The sequence below is a fragment of the Mesorhizobium sp. CNPSo 4661 genome, from assembly GCF_057784215.1.
The window spans coordinates 151910-176285 of sequence record NZ_JBWGIO010000015.1 but is presented as its reverse complement, the minus strand read 5'-3'; the positions used below and the strand labels follow the sequence as shown (position 1 = coordinate 176285).

The 24376-nt window shown below is 64.0% G+C and carries 23 protein-coding genes; 15 read left to right on the top strand and 8 right to left on the bottom strand.

Annotated features, from left to right (window positions below; genetic code table 11):
* The first annotated feature begins 119 nt into the window (after positions 1-119).
* The 7 genes from AC0YKC_RS23255 (at position 120) to AC0YKC_RS23225 (ending at position 8408) form a co-directional block, all read left to right on the top strand.
* Complete coding sequence (locus tag AC0YKC_RS23255) at positions 120-1151, top strand: LacI family DNA-binding transcriptional regulator (protein WP_320294005.1); 1032 nt, start codon at positions 120-122, stop codon at positions 1149-1151.
* Between the two features lie 722 nt (positions 1152-1873).
* Complete coding sequence (locus AC0YKC_RS23250; protein WP_320294007.1) at positions 1874-2815, top strand: sugar ABC transporter substrate-binding protein; 942 nt, start codon at positions 1874-1876, stop codon at positions 2813-2815.
* A 148-nt stretch (positions 2816-2963) separates the two neighbouring features.
* A complete protein-coding gene (locus tag AC0YKC_RS23245; RefSeq protein ID WP_320294008.1) occupies positions 2964-4040 on the top strand; it encodes an ABC transporter permease in 1077 nt (358 codons plus the stop codon).
* A gap of 2 nt (positions 4041-4042) precedes the next feature.
* Positions 4043-4813, top strand: a complete 771-nt coding sequence (locus tag AC0YKC_RS23240; protein ID WP_140641685.1) for an ATP-binding cassette domain-containing protein — start codon at positions 4043-4045, stop codon at positions 4811-4813.
* Between the two features lie 80 nt (positions 4814-4893).
* Positions 4894-5886, top strand: a complete 993-nt coding sequence (gene iolG / locus AC0YKC_RS23235) for an inositol 2-dehydrogenase (protein WP_488512728.1) — start codon at positions 4894-4896, stop codon at positions 5884-5886.
* Positions 5887-6260: 374 nt separating this feature from the next.
* Positions 6261-7055 (top strand): SDR family oxidoreductase, encoded by a 795-nt coding sequence (locus AC0YKC_RS23230; RefSeq protein ID WP_488512727.1) that lies wholly within the window; start codon positions 6261-6263, stop codon positions 7053-7055.
* A 261-nt stretch (positions 7056-7316) separates the two neighbouring features.
* Entirely contained in the window at positions 7317-8408 is a 1092-nt protein-coding gene (locus tag AC0YKC_RS23225) for a 3-deoxy-7-phosphoheptulonate synthase (RefSeq protein WP_488512726.1), read from the top strand.
* 21 nt (positions 8409-8429) lie between these two features.
* Here AC0YKC_RS23225 and AC0YKC_RS23220 read toward each other — a convergent pair whose 3' ends face one another.
* The gene (locus AC0YKC_RS23220; protein ID WP_488512725.1) at positions 8430-9065 is read right to left on the bottom strand and encodes a LysE family translocator; all 636 of its coding nucleotides are present in this window, start codon (positions 9063-9065) and stop codon (positions 8430-8432) included.
* A gap of 125 nt (positions 9066-9190) precedes the next feature.
* On the opposite strand from AC0YKC_RS23220, the gene AC0YKC_RS23215 reads away from it, so the two are divergent.
* Positions 9191-9892, top strand: a complete 702-nt coding sequence (locus AC0YKC_RS23215; protein WP_488512724.1) for a helix-turn-helix transcriptional regulator — start codon at positions 9191-9193, stop codon at positions 9890-9892.
* A 48-nt stretch (positions 9893-9940) separates the two neighbouring features.
* On the opposite strand, the gene AC0YKC_RS23210 is transcribed toward AC0YKC_RS23215, so the two are convergent.
* Positions 9941-10738 (bottom strand): methyltransferase domain-containing protein, encoded by a 798-nt coding sequence (locus AC0YKC_RS23210; RefSeq protein ID WP_488512723.1) that lies wholly within the window; start codon positions 10736-10738, stop codon positions 9941-9943.
* A gap of 107 nt (positions 10739-10845) precedes the next feature.
* On the bottom strand, positions 10846-11958 hold the full coding sequence (locus AC0YKC_RS23205) for a LacI family DNA-binding transcriptional regulator (RefSeq protein ID WP_320294015.1): 1113 nt from the start codon (positions 11956-11958) through the stop codon (positions 10846-10848).
* Positions 11959-12585: 627 nt separating this feature from the next.
* On the opposite strand from AC0YKC_RS23205, the gene AC0YKC_RS23200 reads away from it, so the two are divergent.
* The 7 genes from AC0YKC_RS23200 to AC0YKC_RS23170 all read left to right on the top strand — a co-directional run bounded on the left by AC0YKC_RS23200 (position 12586) and on the right by AC0YKC_RS23170 (position 19745).
* On the top strand, positions 12586-13548 hold the full coding sequence (locus tag AC0YKC_RS23200; protein ID WP_434724793.1) for a sugar-binding protein: 963 nt from the start codon (positions 12586-12588) through the stop codon (positions 13546-13548).
* A 122-nt stretch (positions 13549-13670) separates the two neighbouring features.
* Positions 13671-15236 (top strand): sugar ABC transporter ATP-binding protein, encoded by a 1566-nt coding sequence (locus tag AC0YKC_RS23195; RefSeq protein ID WP_488512722.1) that lies wholly within the window; start codon positions 13671-13673, stop codon positions 15234-15236.
* Positions 15233-16228: an ABC transporter permease gene (locus AC0YKC_RS23190; protein WP_488512721.1), complete on the top strand. Its 996-nt coding sequence runs from the start codon at positions 15233-15235 to the stop codon at positions 16226-16228. The genes AC0YKC_RS23195 and AC0YKC_RS23190 overlap by 4 nt, the downstream gene beginning before the upstream one ends.
* A 184-nt stretch (positions 16229-16412) precedes the next feature.
* Positions 16413-17255 (top strand): transporter substrate-binding domain-containing protein, encoded by an 843-nt coding sequence (locus tag AC0YKC_RS23185; RefSeq protein ID WP_488512720.1) that lies wholly within the window; start codon positions 16413-16415, stop codon positions 17253-17255.
* A gap of 217 nt (positions 17256-17472) precedes the next feature.
* Positions 17473-18189 (top strand): ABC transporter permease, encoded by a 717-nt coding sequence (locus AC0YKC_RS23180; protein ID WP_434725606.1) that lies wholly within the window; start codon positions 17473-17475, stop codon positions 18187-18189.
* A gap of 3 nt (positions 18190-18192) precedes the next feature.
* On the top strand, positions 18193-18930 hold the full coding sequence (locus AC0YKC_RS23175) for an ABC transporter permease (protein WP_488512719.1): 738 nt from the start codon (positions 18193-18195) through the stop codon (positions 18928-18930).
* Entirely contained in the window at positions 18930-19745 is an 816-nt protein-coding gene (locus tag AC0YKC_RS23170; protein ID WP_320294021.1) for an ABC transporter ATP-binding protein, read from the top strand. Before AC0YKC_RS23175 ends, AC0YKC_RS23170 begins: the two co-directional genes overlap by 1 nt.
* Before the next feature lie 163 nt (positions 19746-19908).
* Here the strand turns inward: AC0YKC_RS23170 and phnN are convergent, their stop codons facing one another.
* From phnN to AC0YKC_RS23145, 5 genes are all read right to left on the bottom strand, one after another.
* Positions 19909-20535 (bottom strand): phosphonate metabolism protein/1,5-bisphosphokinase (PRPP-forming) PhnN, encoded by a 627-nt coding sequence (gene phnN, locus AC0YKC_RS23165; protein ID WP_320294022.1) that lies wholly within the window; start codon positions 20533-20535, stop codon positions 19909-19911.
* Entirely contained in the window at positions 20532-21671 is a 1140-nt protein-coding gene (locus AC0YKC_RS23160) for an alpha-D-ribose 1-methylphosphonate 5-triphosphate diphosphatase (RefSeq protein ID WP_488512718.1), read from the bottom strand. Before AC0YKC_RS23160 ends, phnN begins: the two co-directional genes overlap by 4 nt.
* Positions 21672-21805: 134 nt before the next feature.
* Complete coding sequence (locus AC0YKC_RS23155) at positions 21806-22513, bottom strand: DUF1045 domain-containing protein (protein ID WP_320294024.1); 708 nt, start codon at positions 22511-22513, stop codon at positions 21806-21808.
* A gap of 390 nt (positions 22514-22903) precedes the next feature.
* Positions 22904-23716 (bottom strand): 5-deoxy-glucuronate isomerase, encoded by an 813-nt coding sequence (gene iolB / locus AC0YKC_RS23150; RefSeq protein WP_488512717.1) that lies wholly within the window; start codon positions 23714-23716, stop codon positions 22904-22906.
* Positions 23717-24114: 398 nt separating this feature from the next.
* Positions 24115-24327 (bottom strand): DUF3329 domain-containing protein, encoded by a 213-nt coding sequence (locus AC0YKC_RS23145; RefSeq protein WP_320234997.1) that lies wholly within the window; start codon positions 24325-24327, stop codon positions 24115-24117.
* Positions 24328-24376 lie beyond the last annotated feature (49 nt).

Sequence of the window (24376 nt, the reverse complement as noted above, 5' to 3'; positions counted from 1 at the left end):
ATGGCCGGCTTCCACTTCAACATACCGCCAGCCTATGATAGTCTCAACATCAGGAAGATAGTTTCTATCATTTCCTATCAGATTGGGCTATCCTGATCCGGACAAGCGATGGAGCATTCATGGCAAAGCGGCCGACCATTACCGATCTCGCGCGCGTCTCGGGCGTCAGCGTCGCCACCGTCGACAGAGTGCTGAACAGCCGCCTGCGGGTGCGCGAGGAAACGGCGCGCCGGGTCTACGAGGCGGCCACCGAGATCGGCTATCATGCGGCCGGGCTGATCAAGCAGCGCATGCGCCAGGAATTGCCGGAATACCGGCTCGGTTTCCTGCTGCTGAGGGGCAATGATGTCTTCTATGGCGATTTCGCCAGGGAGCTCGAGCTGGCGGTTTCGCAGTCGCAACGTTTCCGCGGCACCGCTGCGATCGACTTCGCCACGTCGCTGGCGCCCGATGAGATCGCCGACCAGATGCGCAAACTGGCGGCCAAATCGAGAGCCGTCGCCGTTGTCGGCCCGGATCACCCGACGCTGACGGCGGTCGTGGAGGCGCTGAAGGCGAGGGGGCAGCCGGTCTTCTCGCTGCTGTCCGATTTCGCCGCCGGCATCCGTGAGGGCTATGTCGGTCTCGACAACCGCAAGGTCGGGCGCAGCGCCGCGTGGATGATCGCCAAGGCGGCCAGGAAGCCGGGCAAGGTCGCGCTCTTCGTCGGCAGCCACCGCTTCCACGGCCATGAACTGCGTGAGATCGGCTTCCGCTCCTATTTCCGCGAGCACGCGCCGGATTTCACCGTGATGGAGACGCTGGTCAACCTCGAGGCCAATGACGTGACGCATGACGCCATGCTCGATCTTCTGGCGCGCCATCCCGATCTTGCCGGTTGCTACGTCGCCGGCGGTGGCATGGAAGGCGCCGTCTCGGCGCTGAGGACGGCGCGCCCGGCCGAGATGCCGGTCGTCATCTGCAACGAGATCAACGCCGTCTCGCGCGCGGCGCTCGCCGACAACATCCTCACCATGGTGATCTCGACGCCGCTCGCGGCGCTCTGCCGGGAACTCGTCGGGCTGATGGCGCATGCCATCGAAAGCGGCGCGGCCAATGCGCCCGGACAGACTTTCCTGCCCTTCGACATTTACCTGCCTGAAAACATCTAGGTCTCCAGCACAGGGGTTTTGATCGGTCGGCTCTGTTGCGTCGGCAGGCGGCATGCCTTGGGGATTGGCCGAAACGCCCTTCGCGATCGTCATTCTAGGGCGGAGCAGGAGCGAAGCTCCGTCGCGAAGACCCTGGAATCCATGCCGTTACCTTCGCCAAGGCGTGCAACGGAGCAAAATTCTGTACCGTGGCAGCGCTTCCAAGTCACGGCATGGATTCTATAGTCTGCGCCGCGTCGCTTCGCTCCTTGCTCCGCCATAGAATGACGAGGTTGGGGCGGCTTCAGCCAATCCCTGGCGTTTGCGCTGATTTCACGGAAATGAACGAAGAACCTTACACCAAGACAAACGGCAACCTTTCAAAAATCCCTGCGTCTGGGAACTGACCCCGGAGCAATGTGAAAGAATCCATCAGACTGATGGATTCTTTCATGGCGGTTTGCGGCGAATCCAGCCCATCATGGTCTTCGTCACGTCGATAGTGATCGAAAAACCGGCCGCCTCGGTCGGAATCACCCTTGACGTTTCCAAACGAAATGGAATAAATATTTCACTAGCTAGGCTTTTTGGTTCTTTCGTTCCGAAGCGTCTGTTTCGAGCGGAGGACGAGGCGCTCCATCGAATTGGCAGCGCCGCATGGCCGCAGGGAGAGATTCCCCGGGCAAACCGGGGATTCCGGTTCAAAATGGGTGCAGCCGGACACCAAGTGGAGGAGAGATAAAATGAAGAAACTGCTTTTGGGCGTCGCGCTTTCGGCGCTGATGTGTTCATCCGCCTTCGCCGCCAAGATCGGCGTCTCGATGGCGCGCTTCGACGATAATTTCCTGACCGTGCTGCGCAACGGCATGATCGCGCAGGCCAAGGGCATGAGCGGCGTCGAGCTTCAGGTCGAGGACGCGCAGAACGATGTGGCCAAGCAACTCGACCAGATCAAGAACTTCGCCGCCTCAGGCGTCGACGCCATCATCGTAAACCCGGTCGACACCTCGGCCACGCAGGCGATGTCGGACGCGGCCGCCGCTGCCAAGATCCCGCTGGTCTACGTCAACCGCGAGCCGGTCAACGTCAACTCGCTGCCGGACAACCAGGCCTTCGTCGCTTCGAACGAGGCCGATTCCGGCACGCTCGAGACCAAGGAAGTCTGCCGCCTCTTCAAGGAAGCCGGCAAGAAGGAAGCCAATGTCTATGTGATCATGGGCGAGCTTTCCAACCAGGCCGCGGTGCAGCGCACCAAGGACATCGACAACGTGATCGCCACGCCGGAGTGCAGTTTCATCAAGATCATCGACAAGCAGACCTCGAACTGGCAGCGCGACCAGGCGCAGAACCTGATGACCAACTGGCTGTCGACCGCCAAGCCGTTCGACGGTGTCATCGCCAACAACGACGAAAGCGCCATCGGCGCCATCCAGGCGATGAAGGCCGCCAATATCGACATGAAGACCATGATCGTCGGCGGCGTCGACGCCACGCAGGACGCGTTGGCCTCGATGCAAGCAGGCGACCTCAAGGTGACCGTATTCCAGGATGCGGCCGGTCAGGGTGCTGGCGCGCTCGACGCGGCGCTGAAGCTCGCCAAGGGCGAGAAGGTGGACCACAAGGTCTACATTCCGTTCCAGCTCGTCACGCCGGCGAACATCGACAAGTTCCTGAAGAAGAACTGAGGCCACGGGCCGGTTCATAAGGAGCGGCGCTTCAGGATGGCGGGCCGAACCAGGCGTCCGAAGCCGATACACGAAGAACAGTGCCGCTCCTCGCTTCCACCCGCCCTCCCGGGCGGGTGGGCGAACGCGGCCCAAGGAGGAGAAAATCGTGGCACAGACATCGCATGGCGTTGGTGGGCTCACCTATGATGCCAAGAAGCGCCCTTGGCCGCCCGAGTTCAACGTTCTCCTGGCGCTCGTCATCCTGGTGGGCCTGTTCGAATTGATTGGCCGGGTCTTCCTCGGCGACAGCTTTCTGTTCAACACGCGTCCGAACGTCGACGCGATCTTCAACGAGCAGCGCCTGCAGATCATCATCCTGCAGGTGTCGATTGTCGGCATCATCGCCATCGGCGTCACGCAGGTCATCATCTGCGGCGGCATCGACCTTTCCTCCGGCTCGGTCGTCGGCGCCACCGCCATGATCGCCATGAGCTTCGCCCAGGTGGCGACGGTCAACGGCAACCCCAACCCCAAGGCCATGTTCCTGTCGTATGGCTGGATCGACCTTCCGGTCATCGTGCCGTTGCTGGTCGCGATAGGCTGCGGCCTCATCGCCGGCCTGGTCAACGGCCTGCTGATCGCCTACACGCGCATCCCGCCCTTCATCGCCACGCTCGGCATGATGGTCACCGCGCGCGGCATCGCCAAATGGTGGTCCAAGGGCGAGCCGATCTCGTTTCCGACCGAAAGCTTCGCGGCAATCGGCAAGGGCCTGATGCCGGTCGTCATCTTCATTTCGCTGGCAATCCTGTTCCAGCTGATCCTGACCTACACCAAATACGGCAAGCACTGCTACGCCATCGGTTCCAACGAGGATGCCGCGCGCATGTCGGGCATCAAGATCGCCAACCACAAGGTGCTGGTCTACGTCATCGCTGCCATCCTCGCCTCGCTCGCGGCAGTGGTGCTCTGTTCCAAGAACCTCACCGCCCAATCCGGTATGGGCGTGATGTATGAGCTCGACGCCATCGCCATGGCGGTCATCGGCGGCGTTTCGCTGTCGGGCGGCCGCGGCTCGATCATCGGCACCGTGATCGGCTCGCTGATCTTCGGCGTCATCATTTCCGGCTTCACCTTCCTGCGCCTCGATGCCTACTATCAGGAGATGGTCAAGGGCGTGATCATCGTCGGCGCGGTCGTTCTCGATCAATGGCGCCAGCGCCGCCGCGCGATAGGAGCTTGACCATGTCCGACATCGTTCTGAAGACCGAAAACCTCACCAAGCATTATGGCGGCGTGCACGCGCTCCAGGAGGCGAATTTCGAGCTGCGCAAGGGCGAGCATGTCGCCATCATGGGCGACAACGGCGCCGGCAAATCGACCTTCGTGCGCCAGATCACCGGCGTCGAGCAGCGCACAGACGGCAAGATCTGGTTCGACGGCAAGGAAGTGAACTTCGCCGGCCCGATCGAGGCGCGCGAGGCGGGCATCGAGACCGTGTTCCAGAACCTCGCGCTGGCCGACGATCTCGACGTGCCGTCGAACTTGTTCCTCGGCCGCGAGAAGGTGCTTTTCAATCTCGGGCCCTTTTCGATCCTCGACCGCAAGGCGATGCGCAAGGCGACGGAGGCGGCACTTGTCCGCACGGCGGTGAAGATCCCGAACCTCTCCAGCACCATCCGCCACATGTCGGGCGGCCAGCGCCAGTGCGTCGCGATCGCCAGGACCGCGACCTTCGCCTCCAAGCTGATCATCATGGACGAGCCGACGGCAGCGCTTGGCGTGCAGGAGACGGCGCAGGTCGAAAACATCATCCGCACGCTGAAGGAAAACGGCGAGCCGCTGATCCTGGTCAGCCACAACATGCGCCAGGTGTTCGACCTGGTCGACCGCATCGTCGTCTTCCGCCGCGGCAAGATCGTCGCCAACCTGCGCAAGCAGGACACCGACGGCAACGACATCGTCGCCTACATCACCGGCGCCAAGACCGGCCAGGCGGAGCTGCAGGCCGCCTGACGGGCGCTGCGACGGGATCACCAATCATCCGCGCCGAAAAGGCGCGGACATCTTTCAGAACCGCCCTCAAAGGACATTCCATGACACTCCGCTTCGCTCTTCTCGGCGCCGGCCGCATCGGCAAGGTGCATGCCCGCGCCGTCGGCTCAAATCCGCGGGCCAAACTGGTCGCCGTGGCGGATGCCTTCGAGAAAGCGGCGACGGAACTGGCCTCCGCCTATGGCGCTGAGGTCCGCAGCATCGACGTCATCGAGAAGTCCGGGGACATCGACGCCGTCATCATCTGCACGCCGACCGACACCCATGCCGATCTGATCGAGCGCTTTGCCAAGGCCGGCAAGGCGATCTTCTGCGAGAAGCCGATCGATCTCTCCGTCAAGCGCGTCGAAAAATGCCTGGCGGTGGTCGAGAAGACCAAGGCCACGCTGATGGTCGGCTTCAACCGCCGCTTCGACCCGCATTTCGCCGCCGTGCGCAAGGCGATCGACGACGGCGCCGTCGGCACGGTCGAGATGGTCACCATCACCTCGCGCGATCCCGGCGCCCCGCCGCTCGACTACATCGCCAGGTCCGGCGGCATTTTCCGCGATATGACCATCCATGATTTCGACATGGCGCGCTTCCTGCTCGGCGAGGAGCCGGTTGCCGTCAGCGCCCACGCCTCGGTGCTGGTCGACAAGAAGATTGGCGAAGCCGGCGATTTCGACTCGGTCAGCGTCATCCTCGAGACCGCTTCCGGCAAGCAGGCCGTCATCTCCAATTCGCGCCGCGCCACCTATGGCTATGACCAGCGCATCGAGGTGCATGGCTCCAAGGGCATGGTCGCGGCCGAGAACCAGCGGCCGGTGTCGATCGAGCTCGCCAACGACAAGGGCTACACCCGCCCGCCGCTGCACGACTTCTTCATGACCCGCTACATCGACGCCTATGCCAACGAGATCACCTCCTTCATCGCCGCGGCAACCGCGGGCAAGAAGGCGGCGCCGAGCGGCAAGGACGGGCTGATCGCGCTGAAGCTGGCCGACGCGGCGCTGAAATCGGCGAAGACGGGCAAGACCGTCCGCGTCGATTGACCCGACGAGGCAGGTATTTCGATGGCGGTCGGATTGTCTGTCTCTAACGGTTGGCGATTAGCCGGAACGCTTATCAGGTCGTCATCCACGGGCGGAGCAAGGAGCGAAGCGACGCGCGCAGACCCGAGGATCATGCCGTTACATCGGAGCGGTGTTAACGGTGCAGAATTCTGCTCCGCCGGGTTCTTCCGCCGGGTCACGGCATGGATCCCAAGGTCTTCGCGACGGAGCTCCGCTCCTGCTTCGCCCTAGGATGACGAAGTTGAGGACGCTTCGACCAAGTTAACGACGTTGCGGCAAGACATCGGGCAACCGATCGGAACCTCAATGAATCTTGAAAATGCATTGGTAGTCAAAAACACAGGAGCACAGCGATGAGCGGTTTGGCCGGTCGCAATTCACAAACGCGCGCCATCGTCACCGGCGGCGCGCAGGGCATCGGCTTCGCGGTTGCCGAGGCCTTGGCGGATGAGGGCTGCCGCGCGCTGGCGCTGATCGGCCGCTCGCAGGAGAAGGGCGACAAGGCGGTTGCAGCGCTCAGGAAGAGTGGCGTCGACGCCATCTTCATCAGCGCCGACGTCGCCAAGGTCGCCGACTGCAAGCGTGCCGTCGAGACGGCGATCAAGCATTTCGGCACGCTCAACGCGCTGGTCAATGCCGCCGCCACCTCGGCGCGCGGCTCGCTGGTCGAGACGTCGGAAGAGCTTTTCGACCAGATCTTCGACACCAATGTGCGCGGGCCGTTCTTCCTCATGCAGGGCCTCGTCGCGCATCTCCTGGAGCGCAAGGCGCCGGGCTCGATCGTCAACGTCCTGTCGATGTCGGCGCATGCCGGCCAGTCGTTCCTGACGCCCTATTCGACCAGCAAGGGCGCGCTGATGACGCTGACCAAGAATGTCGCGAACTCGTACCGGAAGAACCGCATCCGCTGCAACGCCGTGCTGCCTGGATGGATGGACACCGAGGGCGAGGATATCGTGCAGAAGAAGTGGCACGATGCGCCCGACGACTGGCTGGCAAAGGCCGAGGCTTCGCAGCCCATGGGCCAGTTGGTCAAGCCCGCCCAGCTTGCCCGGCTGATCACCTACATGCTGAGCCCACAGGCCGGCGTCATGACCGGCTCGCTGGTAGACTACGACCAGAACATCGCTGGCGTGATTGGGGAGTGAGCAATTTCAGGAAAAGTGTGAAGCGGTTTTCCGTCCGGAATTGCGCCAAGCAAAGAGAGAGTGACAAACACCTCTCCATCGACTATATGACCCGCATGATCCACCTGACCGCCTCGTTTTGGTACTTTAGCTACGGTAGCTCGCTGGCGGCGGGAGGATTGCGCTCGATCTGAAAAACTCCAGATCAAAATCCGACAAGCCGCCAGACCTGGCGGCTTTTTTGTTTCAGCCGGCAGGTCTCCTAACCAGGAGCAGAAAGCCGTGTTGACCACCACAGACGACCTTCGGGTCAGAGAACTCAAAGTCCTGAGCACGCCGGACGACGTGATACGCGAGATACCGCGCTCGCTCACGGCGACGCGAACAGTTGCCGCTTCGCGCAACGCCATCCATTCCATCCTCACGGGGGCCGACGATCGACTGGTCGTCATCGTCGGCCCTTGTTCCATCCACGATCCGGTCGCCGCCGTGGACTACGCCAGCCGTCTGGCGGCGCTGCGCGAGGCCCTGGCCGACCGGCTCGAGATCGTCATGCGCGTCTATTTTGAGAAGCCGCGCACCACGGTCGGCTGGAAGGGTCTCATCAACGATCCCGACCTTGATGGCTCGTTCAACATCGACAAGGGCTTGCGCATGGCGCGCAACGTTTTGTCGGCCGTCAACAATCTCGGCCTGCCGGCGGCGACCGAATTCCTCGACATGACCACGCCGCAATACATCGCCGACCTCGTCGCCTGGGGCGCCATCGGCGCGCGCACCACCGAAAGCCAGATCCATCGCGAGCTGGCGTCGGGCCTCTCCTGCCCGGTCGGCTTCAAGAACGGCACCGACGGCAATCTCAGGATCGCCGGCGAAGCCGTGAAGTCGGCCGCCCAGCCGCATCATTTCATGGCGGTGACCAAGGACGGCCGCAGCGCCATCGCGGCGACCACCGGCAATGAGGATTGCCACGTCATCCTGCGCGGCGGCATCACGCCGAACTACGATGCGGCAAGCGTCGAGGCCGCGGCTGCCGAGCTCGGCCGCATTGGTGTTGCGCCGCGGCTGATGATCGATGTCAGCCACGCCAACAGCGCCAAGAAGCCTGAGAACCAGCCCAAGGTCGCGCATGACGTGGCGGGGCAGGTGGCGGCGGGGGACGAGCGCATCATCGGCGTCATGATCGAGAGCAATCTCGTCGCCGGCCGGCAGGATGTCGTGCCCGGCAAGCCGCTCACCTACGGCCAGAGCATCACCGACGGCTGCATCGACTGGGCGACCACCGAGACCGTGCTGCACGGCCTTGCCGGCGCCGTCGAATGGCGCCGGTCGGTGAAGCGCGAGCTGCTCGCCAGCCGGCAGGGCGCGGCCTGAACAAAATCGAGAGGGCGGCGCTCACGCCGCCCTCAACCCTTCCCAGGCCGTGAATATCGAAACCGCGAACAGCAGCAAGCCCGCCGCGCGGCCTGCGAGTATGGTCGCTTGCGGATTGTCGACCAACAGCCCCCGGCTGCGCCCGGCCGTGACGGCAAGTCCGCCATAGACCGCGGCCTGGGTGGCGACGGTCAGCAATCCCATGATGGTCGCCTGCATCCAGATCGGACCGTAAGCCGGCTTCAGGAATTGCGGATAGACGGCAAGGATGAAGAGATACGCCTTGGGATTGATCAGGCAGGTGATCATGCCTTGCCGAAAGGCCTTCCAGGCCGAGCGGCTCCCCGCGGGTCCGTTGTCGCCGACGGTGATCGAGCTGCGCATCAGCGAAATGCCGATATAGGCCATATAAGCGGCGCCGGCGAGCAGCAGCGGCGTGAACAGCATCGGCACGAAATGCATGAGCAGGCCGACGCCGATCGCCCCGTTCAGCGTATGCACCGCGCCGCCCAGCATGATGCCGGCGGTCGCCGCCAGGCCTCGGTTGCTGCCGCCGGTCAGCGCGTTGGCGAGCACGAACAACATGTCCATGCCCGGCACGGCGATGATGCCGAACAGAAGCACGAAGAACAGCCAGAGGTTTTCGGCATAGCTCATGTCAGTTGCCCGTCGCATGACCCGCTTGCGCAAAAAGGAATCTGTTGATTTTCAAGCCGGTAGGCGGCCCTATAGGTCACCCCAACTGACGGGGATGTGTCAGTTGCGTTTCGTCGGATGGAAAAATGCGCAAGGCCTCGCGCCTGTTCGAGATCATCCAGATCCTGCGGCTGGCCAGAAAGCCGGTGACCGCAGCCGCTATGGCCGGACAACTGGAGGTGACGGTGCGCTCGGTCTATCGCGATATTGCGGCGCTGCAGGCGATGCGCGTGCCCATCGAGGGCGAGCGCGGCATCGGCTACATCCTGCGCCCCGGCTTCGACCTGCCGCCGCTGATGTTTTCCATCGAGGAGATGGAAGCGATCGTATTGTCGCTGGCGCTGCTCGAACGCACCGGCGACGACGAGCTCAAGCAGGCCGCGAAGCGCGTCGGCGCCAAGATCGCCGGCGCCGTGCCGCCGCCTCTACGGCAGACGCTCGATGCCAACGCAATCCATGCCTGGGGCTTTGCGCCGCCGTCAGCCGCCGCTGTCGATCTTGCGCTGGTCCGCCGCGCCATCCGCGACGAGGAGAAGCTCGACCTTTCCTATCGCGATGAGTCGGGACGGGCGACCGACCGCATCATCCGTCCGGTTGCGCTGATCTACTATGCCGAGACCGCCAACATCGTCGCCTGGTGCGAATTGCGTCAGGCGATCCGCAATTTCCGCAGCGACCGTATCGAAGACTGCCGGCCGGCGGGCCAGTGGTTCAAGGGTGAGGGCGACCGGCTGCGGCAGGTCTGGGTCGACGGCTGGGAGATCAATGCCGCGGCCGCCGGCAACTGACGCTTTGCCGGCTTCGCGATGCAGTGCGCCGGACACTCGACGTGGATTTCAGGGCACGATGCCGCGACAGGCCCAGGCGACATTGGCGAAGGATCGCGGGCCGTCGGGCCGGCCGGCCTGATAGGCATCGCGGACGGCGGCCTCGATGCGGTCCCGCTCGGTGGCATCCAATGTCATATATCTGCCGAGCGGGCCTTCCCCAGCGCCGATCGGCGCCCAGAAGTCGTCGAAATTCTGGTAGTCCATGCGGATCATCAGCTCGACTTCGCTGACGTCGGCCAGGCCTTGCTCGACAAAGGCCCGCTTCATCTCGCCCGGCTGCATCATCGGCTGGAAGCAATAGCGGCTGCGCATCTGGCGCCCGCTTTCGCTGAGCGCCGCCACCGTGTCGATCATCATGCGCATGCCGGTCATGCCGCCGTAATGATCCCAGACCACGGCCGCGACCACGCCGCCAGGCCGCACGACGCGGCGCATCTCGGCCACAGCCTTGCCGGCCTCCGGCACGAAGTGCAGCACCAGCAGCGCCAGCGCGCGGTCGAACGCATTGTCGGCGAATGGCAGCGCCGTGGCGTCGGCCTGGCTGATGGTGACGCGCGGATCGCTGTTTTTCTCCTTAGCCGCCTCGACGAACACCGGTGAAAAGTCGATGGCCTGGATTTCCGCAAGATCGGCGGATTTTGCCAGCTCGAAGGTAAGACTCCCCGTGCCGCAGCCGACATCGAGGATCTTTTCGCCACCGGCCAGACCGGCGAAGTCGATGAACTTGGGCGCGAGCCTGCGGCTCCAGCGCCCCATGAGCTGCTCGTAACCGGATGCCGCATGGACGGTGAAGGTGGACGTCATCGGAGCCTCCCATTGATGAGCTTAGGCTAAACGACGGCGCAACTGCTGCATAGGCGCCGGGTGATCTGTAACATCGGCAGCAAAGGTAGCCTGACTGGGTCGGCGCTTTATGTGGGCGATCTCACGGTCGCGACCGACTCCCGCTCCACGAGCGGGCACTCCAGCTTGGTGATGGGATACCGGCCGCGGCCGGGCGTCGGCGGCGCTTCGAGCTGCTCGATTGCCCATTGCCCCATCGCCAGATGCGGCAGGATGGAGGTGGTCAGCGGCGGGAAGAGGTGGCGGGCGATCTCCTCGTCGTCATAGCCGACCACGGAAATGTCCTGCGGGATGTGCAGGCCGGCTTCCTTCAGCGCCTCGTAGCAGCCGATCGCGGTGCGGTCGTTCTGGCAGAAGATGGCGGTGGGCCGCTCCTTGAGTCCCAGCAGCTTGACCGTCGCGGCATAGCCGGCGCTGGCCGACCAGTCGCCCTCGACCACCAACTCGGGGTCGAACGGGATGTCGGCGGTGGCCAAGGCGCGGCGATAGCCTTTCAGCCGATCTTGCGCGGCCTGCATCCACGGCTCGCCGGTGATGGTGGCGATGCGGCGATGGCCATGGCCGATCAGGTGCCTTGTCGCGCTCTGGCCGCCGGCGATCTCGGAGGGAACCACCGCCGGGAAGGCATAGTCGGCCGTATAGCAGTTGAGCAGGATGACCGGGATATCGAGGCTGTAGAGGAAATCCGGCGCCGTGATCTCGCGCGTGAAGATGGTCATATAGATCAGCGCCGAGATGCCGCGCCGCGTCAGCGCTGAAATCGCGCGCGGCTCCATCACCGCGTCGCCCATGGTCTGCGCCACCAGAAGCACATTGCCCGCGTTCCACGAGGCCTGCCGCGCGCCCTCGATGGCGACCACCGCCTCGGGGCTGGTGGCGAGCTGGTCGACCGCGAAGCCAATGACGCCGTCCAGGCCTTCGAATGGCGTCACGGGCGGCCTGAGCGCCGAAAAGACCGGCGGCGAATAGCCCAGCGCCCGCGCCGCCTCGATCACCCGGTCGCGTGTCTGCTGCGACAGCCTGATACCTGGCGAATTGTTGAGCACGAACGAGACCGTAGCCTGCGAGCAGCCGGCGGCGCGCGCAATGTCGGTCATGGTGACGCGCCCCTTCGGCTTGGCCCCCGGCTTGCGGCGCCTGGAGGCTCCGGGGGGATCGCGCAGGTCCGTCGGTTCGCTCATGGTCGTTTCCCAAAACCCAGCCGGCTCTAAAGCAAAGGCGGCGGTAACGGCAAGATGGTCCAGGCCGTTGCGTTTATCGAGGCTGCGCCAGACTAATACATATTAGCAGGCAACACATGCAAATCGCCGGCTAAGCCGCTGCGCGACGAAACCAGTCAGACAAGGTCGGCAACGCTGACAATTCAGGTATTTCCCGCGCGGCCATAGACTCTGTCGCGCTCGCTCTCCTCACTCCCGGCGCGTCCTTCGACAAGCGTCTCCTCCGCATCGAAATCGCGCCTGGCGGCTTCATAACTAATAGTATTTACTAATAGCCGTAAGCGTTCTACTGTCAACTCGTCGTAACCGTCCGGGCTTCCGCTCGGTGCCGGCAGTGCGAAGGACGCTTGCCCGGAACTCGGCGGCATGCCGGATCGGGTGCGCACTCCATCTCACGAAAATGTCAGACAAATCGGACTATTTACGAACGCCACATGAGTGTCTAGTGTCTCGACCGCGGCCGGATCGGCACCGTTCTTAAGTCGGCGGACCTTTGCGCCACACCCTTGAGGAGGAGGGTTATCCAGGCCGCAGCCGAGACATCAGCGACGAGTTCCACAAGGCAAGTTCTACAAGGGAGGTTGAACTATGAAATCCACGATCCGTAACGCATCTGTCGCCGCGGCGGCCTTGCTCATCGGCCTGTCGGTAAGCGCCAGTGTGCGCGCCGACGACAAGCCGACGCTGGCCTTCGTCGTCAACGGTGCGTCAGACTTCTGGAAGGCGGCGGAAGCCGGCGTCAAGAAGGCGCAGGGCGAACTGCCCGACTACAATCTCGAGCTCAAATATCCGGAACAGTCCTCGGTCGCCATCCAGCAGCGGCTGATGGACGACCTGGTGACGGCAGGCGTCAAGGGCATCATGGTCTCGGCCGTCGATCCCAAGACCTCGACCGACGGGCTGAACAAGATCGCGTCGCAAACGGCGCTGTTCACCACCGACTCCGACGCCCCGCAGACCAAGCGCGTCGCCTATATCGGCTCGTCCAACGTCGACGCCGGCAAGCAGGCGGCCGAGATCGCCAAGAAGGCGATGCCGAACGGCGGCAAGTGCCTGGGCTTCGTCGGCCTACTCGGCGCCGACAACGCCAAGGAGCGCATCCAGGGCATGAAGGACGGGCTCGCCGGCAGCAAGATCGAGCTGGTCGACGTGCGCGGCGACGACATCGACCAGGCGCGCGCCAAGAAGAATGTCGAGGATGCGCTGGTCGCCAGCCCCGACATCACCTGCATGGTCGGCTTCTACTCCTACAACACGCCGCGCATCTATGAAGCGCTGCGCGACGCCGGCAAGCTCGGCCAGATCACCGTCGTCGGCTTCGACGACGATCCGATCACGCTGGGCGGCGTCAAGGAAGGCACCGTTGCCGCCACCGTGGTGCAGCAGCCGTTCGAGTGGGCCTATCAGGGCATGAAGCTGATGGCCGCCTATCTCAAGGGCGACAAGTCCGGCATCCCGGCCGGCAACCTGATCATCATCCCGACCAAGATCATCGGCAAGGATGACGTCGACGCCTACGCCGCCAACCTGAAGGCGATGCAGGGCAAATAAGCCCAAAACAGTCGCGCCGGCTCAAGGGTCCGCCTTGAGCCGGCGTTCGTATTGACGGACCTGCCAAGGCCCGTCAGTCTGTGGGCCACCGGCTGCTGCCCCGTGCGGTAAACTATGGCGTGATGACCTCAACCGACACCACTCAACAGATCGCCGCTCCGTTCCTGAGCCTGGAGGCCGTGCGCAAGACCTATCCGGGTGTTGTGGCGCTGGACAGGTTCTCGATGGAAGTCCGTCCCGGCGAGGTCATCGGCCTGGTCGGCGAAAACGGCGCCGGCAAATCGACGCTGATGAAGATCCTCGGCGGGGTGACGCGGCCGGACAGCGGCACCGTCGCCGTCGATGGCGTGGCACATGACGGGCTGACCGTCGAACAAAGCATCGGCTCCGGCATCGCCTTCGTGCACCAGGAGCTCAACCTCTTCGAAAATCTCGATGTCGCCGCCAACATCTTCTTCGGCCGCGAGCCGCTGCGTGCCGGCCTGCTGAAGCTGGTCGACCGCGCGAAACTGCGCGAAATGGTGGCGCCGCTTTTGAAGCGGGTCGGCGCCAATTTCTCGGCCGACGCGCCGGTCGCATCGCTGTCGCTCGCCCAGCAGCAGATGGTCGAGATCGCGAAGGCGTTGTCTATCAAGGCCCGCCTGGTCATCCTCGACGAGCCGACCTCCAGCCTGCCGATGGCCGAGACCGAAAAGCTGCTCGACGTCATCAAGGGGCTGAAGGCTCAAGGCATAAGCGTCATTTTCATCTCGCACCGGCTGCATGAGATCGAGCGCGTCGCCGACCGTGTCGTGGTGCTGCGCGACGGCACGCTGGCCGGCACACTGGCGAAGGACCACATCAATCACGACGAGATGGTCAGGCTGATGATCGGCCGCATGCTGAAGGAGCGCGAGAAGGCCGGCGAAGCCGCCCGCGCGCCGGGCAGCGTGGCCCTGTCGGCGGACGCGATCCGCACCAGCACCTATCCGGATCGTCCGGTCAGCCTGGAACTGAGGCGCGCAGAGATCCTCGGCCTCGCGGGCCTGGTCGGCTCCGGCCGCACGGAGCTGGCGCGCGTGCTGTTCGGCATCGACGAGCGGCTGGCCGGCAGCGTCACGCTCGACGGCAAGCCGCTGAACGTGACATCGGCCGCCGACGCGATGGCGAACGGCATCTTCCTGGTGCCCGAGGACCGCAAGCTCACCGGCATCCTGCTCGATCTGTCGATCGCCCAGAACATCTCGCTGCCCAACCTGCCGGCGCATGCCAGGCGCTCGCTGGTCTCGGCCAGCGCCGAGCTCGCGACGGCCGAAAAACAGAAGAAGAACCTCGGCATCAAGGCGCCATCGGTCCTGACCCGCACCGGCACGCTGTCCGGCGGCAACCAGCAGAAGGTGGTGCTGGCCAAATGGCTGGCGATGAACCCAAAGGTGATGATCCTGGACGAGCCGACGCGCGGCATCGACATCGGCGCCAAGGCCGAGATCTACGGGCTGATGCGGGCGCTGGCCGATGCCGGCGTCGCCGTGCTGATGATCTCCAGCGACATGGAAGAAGTGATCGGCGTGTCGGACCGCATCGCGGTCATGCATGAGGGGCAGATCTCCGGCATCCTCGACAAGGACGATTTCAGCCAGGAGAACGTGCTCTTGCTGGCGGTCGGCAAGAAGCCGAAACTGCTGCAAGCGGCGGGAGGAGTTGAATGAGCAAGAAAGATCTCGGCCTGCTGATCCTGATCCTGGTGGTCGGCGCGGTGGTGACGGCCATCAACCCGCGCTTCCTGTCTGCGATCAACCTCGCCAATACCTCCAACCTGGTCGCGCTGTTCGGCATCCTGTCGATCGGCCAGGCCTTCGTCATCATTACCGGCGGCATCGAATTGTCGGTTGGCTCGCTGATCGCGCTGCTCGGCACTCTGTTCATCGACTTCATCGCGGTGCGCGAGGTGGACTGGCCGCTGGCCTTCGTGCTGATCCTCGTGCTCGGCGCCGTCATCGGCTTCGTGCATGGCTGGCTGATCACGCGGCTGAAACTGCAGCCCTTCGTGGTGACGCTGTGCGGCCTCTTGATCTATCGCGGCGTGGCGCGCTTCTACACCGCCGACGGCACGGCGGGTTTCGCCTTCGGGCAGAATTTTCCGACGCTCGAATTCCTGACCGCCGGACGGTCGGGCGGCCTGCCGAACAGCTTCATCGCGCTGATCGTCATCGCCGTCGTCATGTGGGTGGTGCTGCACCGCTCGGTGTTCGGCCGCTATCTCTATGCGATCGGCAAGAACGAGGAAGCGGCGAAATATTCCGGCATCCGCACGGGCCGCGTGATCATCGCGGCCTATGTCATCTGCGGCGTGCTGACGGCGCTGTCGGCGATCTATTTCGCCATGTACACGCGCTCGATCTCGCCGGCGAGCCACGGCCAGTTCTACGAGCTCTATGCCATCGCCGCGGCGGTGCTCGGCGGCTTCTCGCTGCGTGGCGGCGAGGGCTCGCTGGTCGGCGTCATCCTCGGCACCGTGCTGCTGCAGGAGTTGCAGAACCTCGTCAACCTGCTCGGCATCCCGTCCTCGCTCAACTTCGCCGTGATGGGCGGCGTGATCCTGATCGGCGTGCTGGTCGACCAGCAATGGGGCGTCTTCCGCGCGCGACGCCGGATGATCGAAGCGACGCGCCAGAACGTTGCTGGCGCGCCGGCGGAGTAGCTTCGCTTCTCCATTCACGGTCCCGATTGGATCGATGCTCGCGGTGAAGCCGCCGGGCAAGCCCGGGCTCGTGGGCGGATTGCAACAACGCGTGAACCGGAAAACTGCCCTTGTCGCAGAATTGGGGCTGGGCTAAGCAATTGGTATCAGAGGGTTCCAAGAACAAAATACGGGAGACACACCTGTGACATCATCACGTTGGATCGCGCTCGCAGCGCTGGCGTTGACTTGCTCGACCCCGGCACTGGCCAAGGACTGGAAGACCGTGACGGTCGCCATGGAGGGCTCCTACGCCCCCTGGAACCAGACGGACTCCAGCGGCAAGATCGTCGGCTTCGAGGTGGACATCCTCAACGACGTCTGCGCCCGAGCCAAGCTCGAATGCAAAATCGTCGCGCAGGATTGGGACGGCGTCATTCCCGGCCTCACGGCGGGCAAGTTCGACATCGTCATGGACGGCATGTCGATCACCGAAGAGCGTATGAAGACCATCGACTTCTCGATCCCCTACGCCTCGTCGCCGGTCGCCTTCCTGGCCGACAAGAACGGCCCGCTGGCCAACCTGTCCAACAGCGGCAAGATGATCGACCTGTCGAAGGACGACGCCGAATCCAAGGCGGCGCTCGACACGCTGCGCAAGGAGCTCACCGGCAAGAATGTCGGCCTGCAGGTCTCGACCACCGAGGCGACCTTCGCCGACAAATATCTCAAGGACGTCGCCAACGTCCATGAATACAAGACCACCGACGAGCACGACCTCGACCTGATGGCCGGCCGCATCGACGTGGCCTTCGCCGACACCACCTATTTCCTCGGCACGCTGGCCAAGCCCGATGCCAAGGACCTGGAATTCGTCGGCCCGCAATTCAAGGGCGGCCCGATCCTCGGGCCGGGCATCGGCGCCGCTTTCCGCAAGACCGACAAGGACCTGCAGGACATCTACAACAAGGCGCTCAAGGCCGCGCTCGACGACGGCTCGGTGTCGAAATACTCCATGCAATGGTTCAAGATCGACATTACCAAGTAATGTCGCAACGGGAGCAGCCAAGGCTGCTCCCGTTTTGCATTGCATGTCGGCCAAAAGTGCGCAGCGGTTTTGGGAGAACGACATGCATCAAGGCAAGGCCTAAAAGCGCGTCGCCTAGTCCGTTTTGACACGCGCTTTAAGGCGGGCAACCCGTCGATGCCTATCTCGGCGCCCGCAGGAGCCGTAAGTGGAGTTTCTCAACGATCTCAAGGACCAGATGTCGACGGCCTATGAGCTGTTGGCCGCCGGCTGGGGCGTGCAACTGCTCTGGGGTATCGGCTGGACGCTCGCCGTTACCCTCGTGTCGATGCTGATTGGTGCGGTGCTGGGCTCGCTGGTGGCGGCGGCCAAGCTTTCGCATCGCGGCGGACTGAGGTTCATCGGCGAGAGCTACACCACCGTGTTTCGCGGCGAGCCGGAACTGCTGATCATCTACCTGTTCTACTATGGCGGCACGCAGGTTCTGACCGGCGTGGCGAGGTCCACCGGATCGATCGGCTCGACCGACATCTTGAACATGCCGAGCTTCCTCGGCGGCGTTCTCGCGGTCGGCATCATTTCCGGCGCCTACCAGGCCGAGGTTTTTCGCGGATCGTTCCTGGCGATCCATCGCGGCGAGCTGGAAGCGGCCCGCGCCTACGGCATGTCGGCCTGGCTGCGGTTTCGCCTGGTGATCGTGCCGCAGGTCCTGCGCCTCGCCGTGCCGGGGCTGGGCAATGTCTGGCAATTGACCATCAAGGATTCGGCACTGATCTCGGTCACCGGCGTCGCCGAGCTGATGCTCACCGCGAACAAGGCGGCGCGTTCGACGCATCATTCGCTGCTTTTCTACACGGTCGCCGGCATCCTCTACCTGGTGATGACCTCGGTCTCGACGCCGATCTTCGAGAAGGCCGAGCGCTACACCTCGCGCAGTTTCACGCGGCCGAAGTGAGAGGTGGCGGTGGATTTCGACTTCTACCTTTCGACCATGTGGAGCGTGCTCAAGGCGCTGCCGCTGACGCTCGAGATCTGGTTCTTCGGCATCGCCTTCGGGCTCATCATCGCCTCCGGCCTGACCTGGCTGCGGGCTTCCGGCCACAAGTTCGGTGAATATTTCACCCGCGCCTATGTCTTCGTCTTCCGTGGATCGCCGCTCTTGGTGCAGCTCTATCTAATCTATTTCGGGCTCTCCCAGTTCGATTTCGTGCGCCACAGCCCGATCCTGTGGCCGATCCTGCGCGATCCGATGTATTGCACGATCGTCGCCATGGCCTTGAACACAGCCGCCTATGAGAGCGAGATCTTCCGCGGCGCGCTGCGGGCGGTGCCTGTCGGCCAGATCGAGGCGGCCAAGGCGTTCGGCATGTCGGCCTTCACCCGCTTCCGCCTCGTCACGCTGCCGATCGCGCTGCGGCTCGCCTTGCCGGCCTATTCGACCGAAATCATCCTCATGACCAAGGCGACCGCGCTCGCGTCCGTCGTCACCATCATGGAGATGATGGGAACGGCGCAAAAGATCCAGCACGACACGTTCCGGCCGATCGAAGTGCTGACCTGCGCCGGCGTGATCTACCTGCTTCTCAACCTGTCGATCGCCCGGCTGTTCGCCTGGGTCGAATACCGGCTTTCACCGCATCTGCGCCCGCCGCCTGAGCAGAGCCAGCAAATCAAACCCGTCCCGGAGGTGTTGTGATGTCGGCAAATGTCGCCGCTGCCGCGCAAGCGGCATCGTCTCCGGACGACAAGGCAGCCATCAGCGTCAAGGACCTGCGCAAGTGCTTTGGCGATCATGAGGTGCTCAAGGGCATTTCGCTCGAAGCCCACAAGGGCGACGTGATTTCGATCCTCGGCTCCTCGGGCTCCGGCAAGAGCACGATGCTGCGCTGTATCAATCTCTTGGAGACCCCGGATTCCGGCGAAGTGCGGGTGGACGGCGAGCTCATCCAGATGAAGCGGAGCCGCGACGGCCACCAGTTGCCGGCCGACATCCGCCAGGTGGAGCGGATCCGCGCCAATCTCGCCATGGTTTTCCAGAGCTTCAATCTCTGGTCGCACATGACGGTGCTGGAAAACCTCGTCGCCGCGCCGACGCATGTGCTGAAGCGGCCGCGCGCGGAGTGCCTGGAACAGGCAGAGGCCTTGCTGAAGCGCGTCGGCATATGGGAGCGCCGCAACTACTACCCGCCGCATATGTCGGGTGGCCAGCAGCAGCGCGCGGCGATTGCCCGCGCGCTTGCGATGAATCCCAAGGTGATGCTCTTCGACGAGCCGACATCCGCGCTCGATCCGGAACTGGTCGGCGAGGTGCTGCGCGTGATGCGCTCGCTCGCCGAAGAAGGGCGCACCATGTTGGTCGTCACCCATGAGATGGGCTTTGCCCGCGACGTATCGAGCAAGGTGATGTTCCTGCACAAGGGCGAGGTGGACACGGTCGGCGAACCGAAGGAGATGTTCGCCAGGCCGCCAACGCCGCAGTTCAAGCAGTTCATCGCCAACTTCAACAAGTGAGCGCGCCTTCCCCTTCTCCCCCTGTGGGAGAAGGTGTCGCCGAAGGCGACGGATGAGGGGTGTTCCAGGGAACGCCGGCGTCTCACTCCGCTGGAACACCCCTCATCCGTCTCGGCGCTGCGCGCCGATCCACCTTCTCCCACAAGGGGAGAAGGACAAGGCGTTAGATCATGTCCGACAGGTCCGAGAACGCCATCGCCCTGCGCAGCACCTCGGCGAAGCGTTCGCCGGCGACCTCCTTGTCGCCGCCATTGTCGATCGACGTGACGTCCGGTCCCGTCAGCTTGACGTTCGTGCTGCGCGCCAGACGGGCAAGCACTTCGCCGCGCGATTCACGGCCGCGCGCCGCCAGCCGCTCGGCGAGGATCTCCGGCGCCGCCGTGATCTCGACCACGGCCAGATTGGCGTAGCGTTCGCGCAGCGCCGGGATGACCGCGCGCGACACGTTGGCGACCGCCACATGGCCGTTCGCCACGGCCCAGTCGACATCGGCCGGCAGGCCGTAGCGCAGGCCGTGCGCGTCCCAGCACAGCGAGAAGGCGCCGTCGGCCTCGGCTTCGGCGAAGGCGGCATCGGCCAGCGTGTCGTGGTCCTCGCTTGCCGTGTCGCTCGGCCTGGTGATGACGCGGCGCACGAATTCCAGCCGCGTCTCGTCGGCAAAGCGCTGCTTGGCGTAGCCGATCACCGTATCCTTGCCGGCGCCACTCGGGCCAACCACCGCGACGAAGACGCCGTTGCGGATCGGCAGGCTCTCGGCCAGCTCGCGCTCGATGAGGGCCGACACCATCATGCGACCCGGCGGCCCTGGCGCCACACGGTGCGCACGACCGGCACGTGGTCGTCGACGCGCACGCGCACCAGGTCGGCGCGTCGGCCCGGCTCGATGACGCCGCGATCGGCAAGGCCGACCGCTTCGGCCGGGTTCTTGGAGACCATGGCGACCGCCTGCGGCAGCGAAATCCCTTCGACGACATCGCCGAGGAAGAAGGCCGACTGGATCAGGCTGAAGGGGATGTAATCGGAGGACAGGATGTCGAGCAGGCCATCGGCGGCGAGCGTGCGCGCCGAAACGTTGCCGGAATGCGAGGCGCCGCGCATGACGTTCGGCGCGCCCATCAGCACGCCGAGGCCTGCGGCCTTCGAGGCCTTGGCCGCCTCTTCCGTCGTCGGGAACTCGGCGACCCGCACACCTTGCTCGATCGCTTCCTTCACATGGCCGGTGGTGGCATCGTCATGGCTGGCCAGCACGATGCCGCGCTCCTGGCAGGCGGCCGAGATGAAGACGCGGTTCGGACCGGAATTGCGGGCCGATTCCGCCATCCGCTTCTCGCAGAATTTCTTGAAGTCACGGTCCGTCAGCTTCAGTTTGCGCTGGTAGTAATAGGCATAGGTCTCGAGATTGACGAACTGGCGCTGTCCGGGCGCATGGTCCATCAGCGAGGCGAGCTTCACCCGGTCGTCGGTCTCGAAATTGGCGAAAGCCTCGAGGCAGTCCGGCGCCGAGACTTCGCAGCGCAAGTGGATGAAATGGTCGGCCCTGAGCCGATCGTGGCGCACGCTGTCCTCGATCGCGTCGGCCAGCTTGCGAACGTCGTCGGATTTCAGGTCGGCGTCCTCGTCCATGCCGACGCGCAAGGCGTCGAGCACGGTGGTGATGCCTGCGGTCGCCACCTGCGCATCATGGGCGAGCACGGCGGCGATCGGGTTCCAGCGTACTTTCGGGCGCGGCGCGTAATGACCTTCGAGGTGATCGGTGTGCAGCTCGACGAGGCCCGGGATGATATAATCGCCGCCCATGTCCTCGCCGGTTCGGGCAGCGCCCGGCTCGACCGCGGCAATCAGGCCGTCGCGCAACAGAAGCGAACCTTCGACGATTTCGTCGGGCAGCACGATGCGGGCATTGGTGAGAACGGTTTCGGCGGTCATCTCAGGCGGTCCTATCTCAAGCGGTCGGTCGGCGGTCATCCAGAGCAATTCCAGGAAAAGTGTTTTTGCGGTTTTCCGTTTGGAATTGCGTAAAACAAAGAGATAGGGCGGTTCAGCGTTTCCGCTGATCCGCCCTAGGCGGTCTTGCGGGCAGGGCTGCGGCCAAGCGCATGGTGGGAAAGCGCCATGAACGGCGCACCGGGCTCGCTTTCGACGAACAAGGTCAGCGCATCCACCGGCACCGGCTGGCGCAGGATGTCGGCGAACAGGCCGTCTATCGCTGCCCGAAGACGTGGGCTTTCCTGTGGCCCGACGCGCCCCGACAGCGTCATGTGGAAGCGGAACGTGTCGAAGACGTAAGGATAGCCCCATTGGCAGAGGTTGCGGAACTCGTCCGGCTTCAGCGCATCGGGGCTGCGGCGCTCGATCTCGGTCTCGGTCAGCGGCGCGCGGAACGGATCGAAGGCGCGCACCACCTCGCCGGCAAAATCGTTGAGTGGCGCAAACTGCGTTTCCGGCACCAGCGCGAAGAAGCCGTCGATCTGCCCGACGACCAGACGCGGGATGACGACCGGCGGCGTCGCCTCGGCGAAAGTGTCGAGCGCGGCGCGCAGCGAGGCTTCCGTCTCGTTCGCCGCCAGCCGGAACGGCGCCTTCAGCGTCGCGTGGAACCCGTAACGCCTGGCGGAGGCCGTGTGGAAGGCGACTTCCGCGGCCGACAGGTCGCCCACGGCCTCGACCGGCCGCGTCGCCGCACCGAACGGGTCGCGGCCCAGCCAGTTGGCGGCAATGCGCGCCAGCTTCTCGTCCTGTCCCGGGGTGTAGTAGATGGCGTAGCGCATGGGCGTTCCTCGTCAAGCGCTGCGCGCCCCGAAGGATCATGCGACACGCTTCAAGTCATTGTCTTGGCAGGTCGTGGCCCCAAAAACGCCGGAGCGTTTACGGCGACATGCACCGGAACCGCTGCCATAGGTGATTTCCATGACGGATTGACGAAGCTTTCATGGGTTTTCGAAGGCAAGTCCAGCCGCCAGGTGCTTAGCCGACGATTTTTCTCAACTGGACCAACGGCTTTGCCGGCCTGCTTAGGGTGTGTTGAGATTCAGGTCAGGCCGAGTCGAAATGGCGGCTTCCGAGAACCGGAGCGGAGCGTACTTGAAGTACGTGAGCACCGGAAGCGCAGGAAACCGCCATTTGCAGGCCGGCATCACCTGAATATCAACACACCCAAATCAGGCCTTCATCAGCCACTCATGCTCAGCAGCGTTGTGGAATTTCCACGTCCGCTTCGGTCCGGCCATGACATTGAGGTAATAGAGGTCGTAGCCGTGGCAGGCCGCGCAGGGGTGATAGCCCTTCGGCACCAGCACGACGTCGCCGTCCTCGATGGCCATCGCTTCGTCCAGCTCGCGCACGCCGTTGCGGTCGGCATCCGTGTAGACGCGCTGGAAGGCAAAGCCCTGCGGCGGGTTGAGCCGATGGTAATAGGTCTCCTCGAGATAGGATTCCGCCGGCAGATTGTCCTGGTCGTGCTTGTGCGGCGGATAGCTCGACGTGTGGCCGCCGGGCGTGATCACCTCGACCACCAGCAGCGAATCCGCCGGCTTGCCCTCGGGCAGGATGTTGGTGACGTAGCGCGTGTTGGTGCCCTTGCCGCGCACCTCCTGGCCGAGATCGTCAGGCCCGATGACGCGCACCGGCAGGCTGCCGCTTAAGCCAGGCGCCGAGCAGACGGCGACCTCCAGCTCGGTGTCGGCGGTCACCGACCAGTCGGCGCCTTGCGGCACATAGACCGACCACGGCTTGCCTTCGAAGGGCGACATGCGCTCGCCGAGCAGGCCAAGATCCTTGCCGCCGGCCGAGGCCTTGCCCTTGCCGGTGACGAAGACCAGGCAGACCTCGCGGTCGCCGGTCTTGCCGGACACCGTCTCGCCGGGCTTCAGCCGATGCAGATCGAAACCGACATAGGTCCAGCCGGCGCTTTGCGGTGTGACGTGAGCGACGTGGCCGTGGCCCTTGTCGGCCTTGACGAGCAGTTTCGACATTTTTGTCTCTCCTATCCTGGACGCCCGATTGGCGCAGCTAAGAATCCGATGGGCTATCGCGAAAACCTTGGAGATTAGCCGGTTCCCTCGCGACGTCGTCATTCTAGGGCGGAGCGACGCGAAGCGGCGCGCAGACCCTAGAATCCATGCCGTTACCTCGGTCGTAGAATGCAGTGGTGCAGAAAGAGGCTGTCTGGGCCGGCGTTCCGGCGCCATTGTCTACACCGTCGCAACACTTCAAAGTCACGGCATGGATCCTAGAGTCTGCGCTGCGTCGCTTCGCTCCTTGCTCCGCCCTAGGATGACGAAGCGAGGGGCGTTCCGGCCAATCGCCGACGCATGCGATCCGTCATGCACGTAGCATCCGGTACACAAAACCTCTGCGCCGTGCATCCCAATCATTCCTTTGGCTCGGCCGGAGGTTTGGCCCCCTCCGCCGGCTTGTAGAGATAGAAAAACTGCCACACGGCATAGCCGGCGAAGCCTAGCGCGATGACGCCCCAGAACGGCGTGCCGGAGGCGAACTCGATCACCGACCAGACCAGGCAGACGGCGACGACGGCGATGCGGCGCCACAACGGCCGGAAGAAGGGATGCTCATAGTCTTTCATCGCGCCAATCCAGGATTTGCCCAAAGCGCAACGGATAAACCGGGCGCCC

Coding starts and splice junctions, on each gene's coding strand:
- AC0YKC_RS23180 (WP_434725606.1), top strand. CDS start 17,473: ATGTCGACGGCCTATGAGCTGTTGGCCGCCGGCTGGGGCGTGCAACTG.
- AC0YKC_RS23250 (WP_320294007.1), top strand. CDS start 1,874: ATGAAGAAACTGCTTTTGGGCGTCGCGCTTTCGGCGCTGATGTGTTCA.
- AC0YKC_RS23155 (WP_320294024.1), bottom strand. CDS start 22,513: ATGCGCTACGCCATCTACTACACCCCGGGACAGGACGAGAAGCTGGCG.
- AC0YKC_RS23170 (WP_320294021.1), top strand. CDS start 18,930: ATGTCGGCAAATGTCGCCGCTGCCGCGCAAGCGGCATCGTCTCCGGAC.
- AC0YKC_RS23160 (WP_488512718.1), bottom strand. CDS start 21,671: ATGACCGCCGAAACCGTTCTCACCAATGCCCGCATCGTGCTGCCCGAC.
- AC0YKC_RS23190 (WP_488512721.1), top strand. CDS start 15,233: ATGAGCAAGAAAGATCTCGGCCTGCTGATCCTGATCCTGGTGGTCGGC.
- phnN (WP_320294022.1), bottom strand. CDS start 20,535: ATGATGGTGTCGGCCCTCATCGAGCGCGAGCTGGCCGAGAGCCTGCCG.
- AC0YKC_RS23195 (WP_488512722.1), top strand. CDS start 13,671: ATGACCTCAACCGACACCACTCAACAGATCGCCGCTCCGTTCCTGAGC.
- AC0YKC_RS23205 (WP_320294015.1), bottom strand. CDS start 11,958: ATGAGCGAACCGACGGACCTGCGCGATCCCCCCGGAGCCTCCAGGCGC.
- iolG (WP_488512728.1), top strand. CDS start 4,894: ATGACACTCCGCTTCGCTCTTCTCGGCGCCGGCCGCATCGGCAAGGTG.
- AC0YKC_RS23145 (WP_320234997.1), bottom strand. CDS start 24,327: ATGAAAGACTATGAGCATCCCTTCTTCCGGCCGTTGTGGCGCCGCATC.
- AC0YKC_RS23215 (WP_488512724.1), top strand. CDS start 9,191: ATGCGCAAGGCCTCGCGCCTGTTCGAGATCATCCAGATCCTGCGGCTG.
- iolB (WP_488512717.1), bottom strand. CDS start 23,716: ATGTCGAAACTGCTCGTCAAGGCCGACAAGGGCCACGGCCACGTCGCT.
- AC0YKC_RS23255 (WP_320294005.1), top strand. CDS start 120: ATGGCAAAGCGGCCGACCATTACCGATCTCGCGCGCGTCTCGGGCGTC.
- AC0YKC_RS23240 (WP_140641685.1), top strand. CDS start 4,043: ATGTCCGACATCGTTCTGAAGACCGAAAACCTCACCAAGCATTATGGC.
- AC0YKC_RS23230 (WP_488512727.1), top strand. CDS start 6,261: ATGAGCGGTTTGGCCGGTCGCAATTCACAAACGCGCGCCATCGTCACC.
- AC0YKC_RS23200 (WP_434724793.1), top strand. CDS start 12,586: ATGAAATCCACGATCCGTAACGCATCTGTCGCCGCGGCGGCCTTGCTC.
- AC0YKC_RS23210 (WP_488512723.1), bottom strand. CDS start 10,738: ATGACGTCCACCTTCACCGTCCATGCGGCATCCGGTTACGAGCAGCTC.
- AC0YKC_RS23220 (WP_488512725.1), bottom strand. CDS start 9,065: ATGAGCTATGCCGAAAACCTCTGGCTGTTCTTCGTGCTTCTGTTCGGC.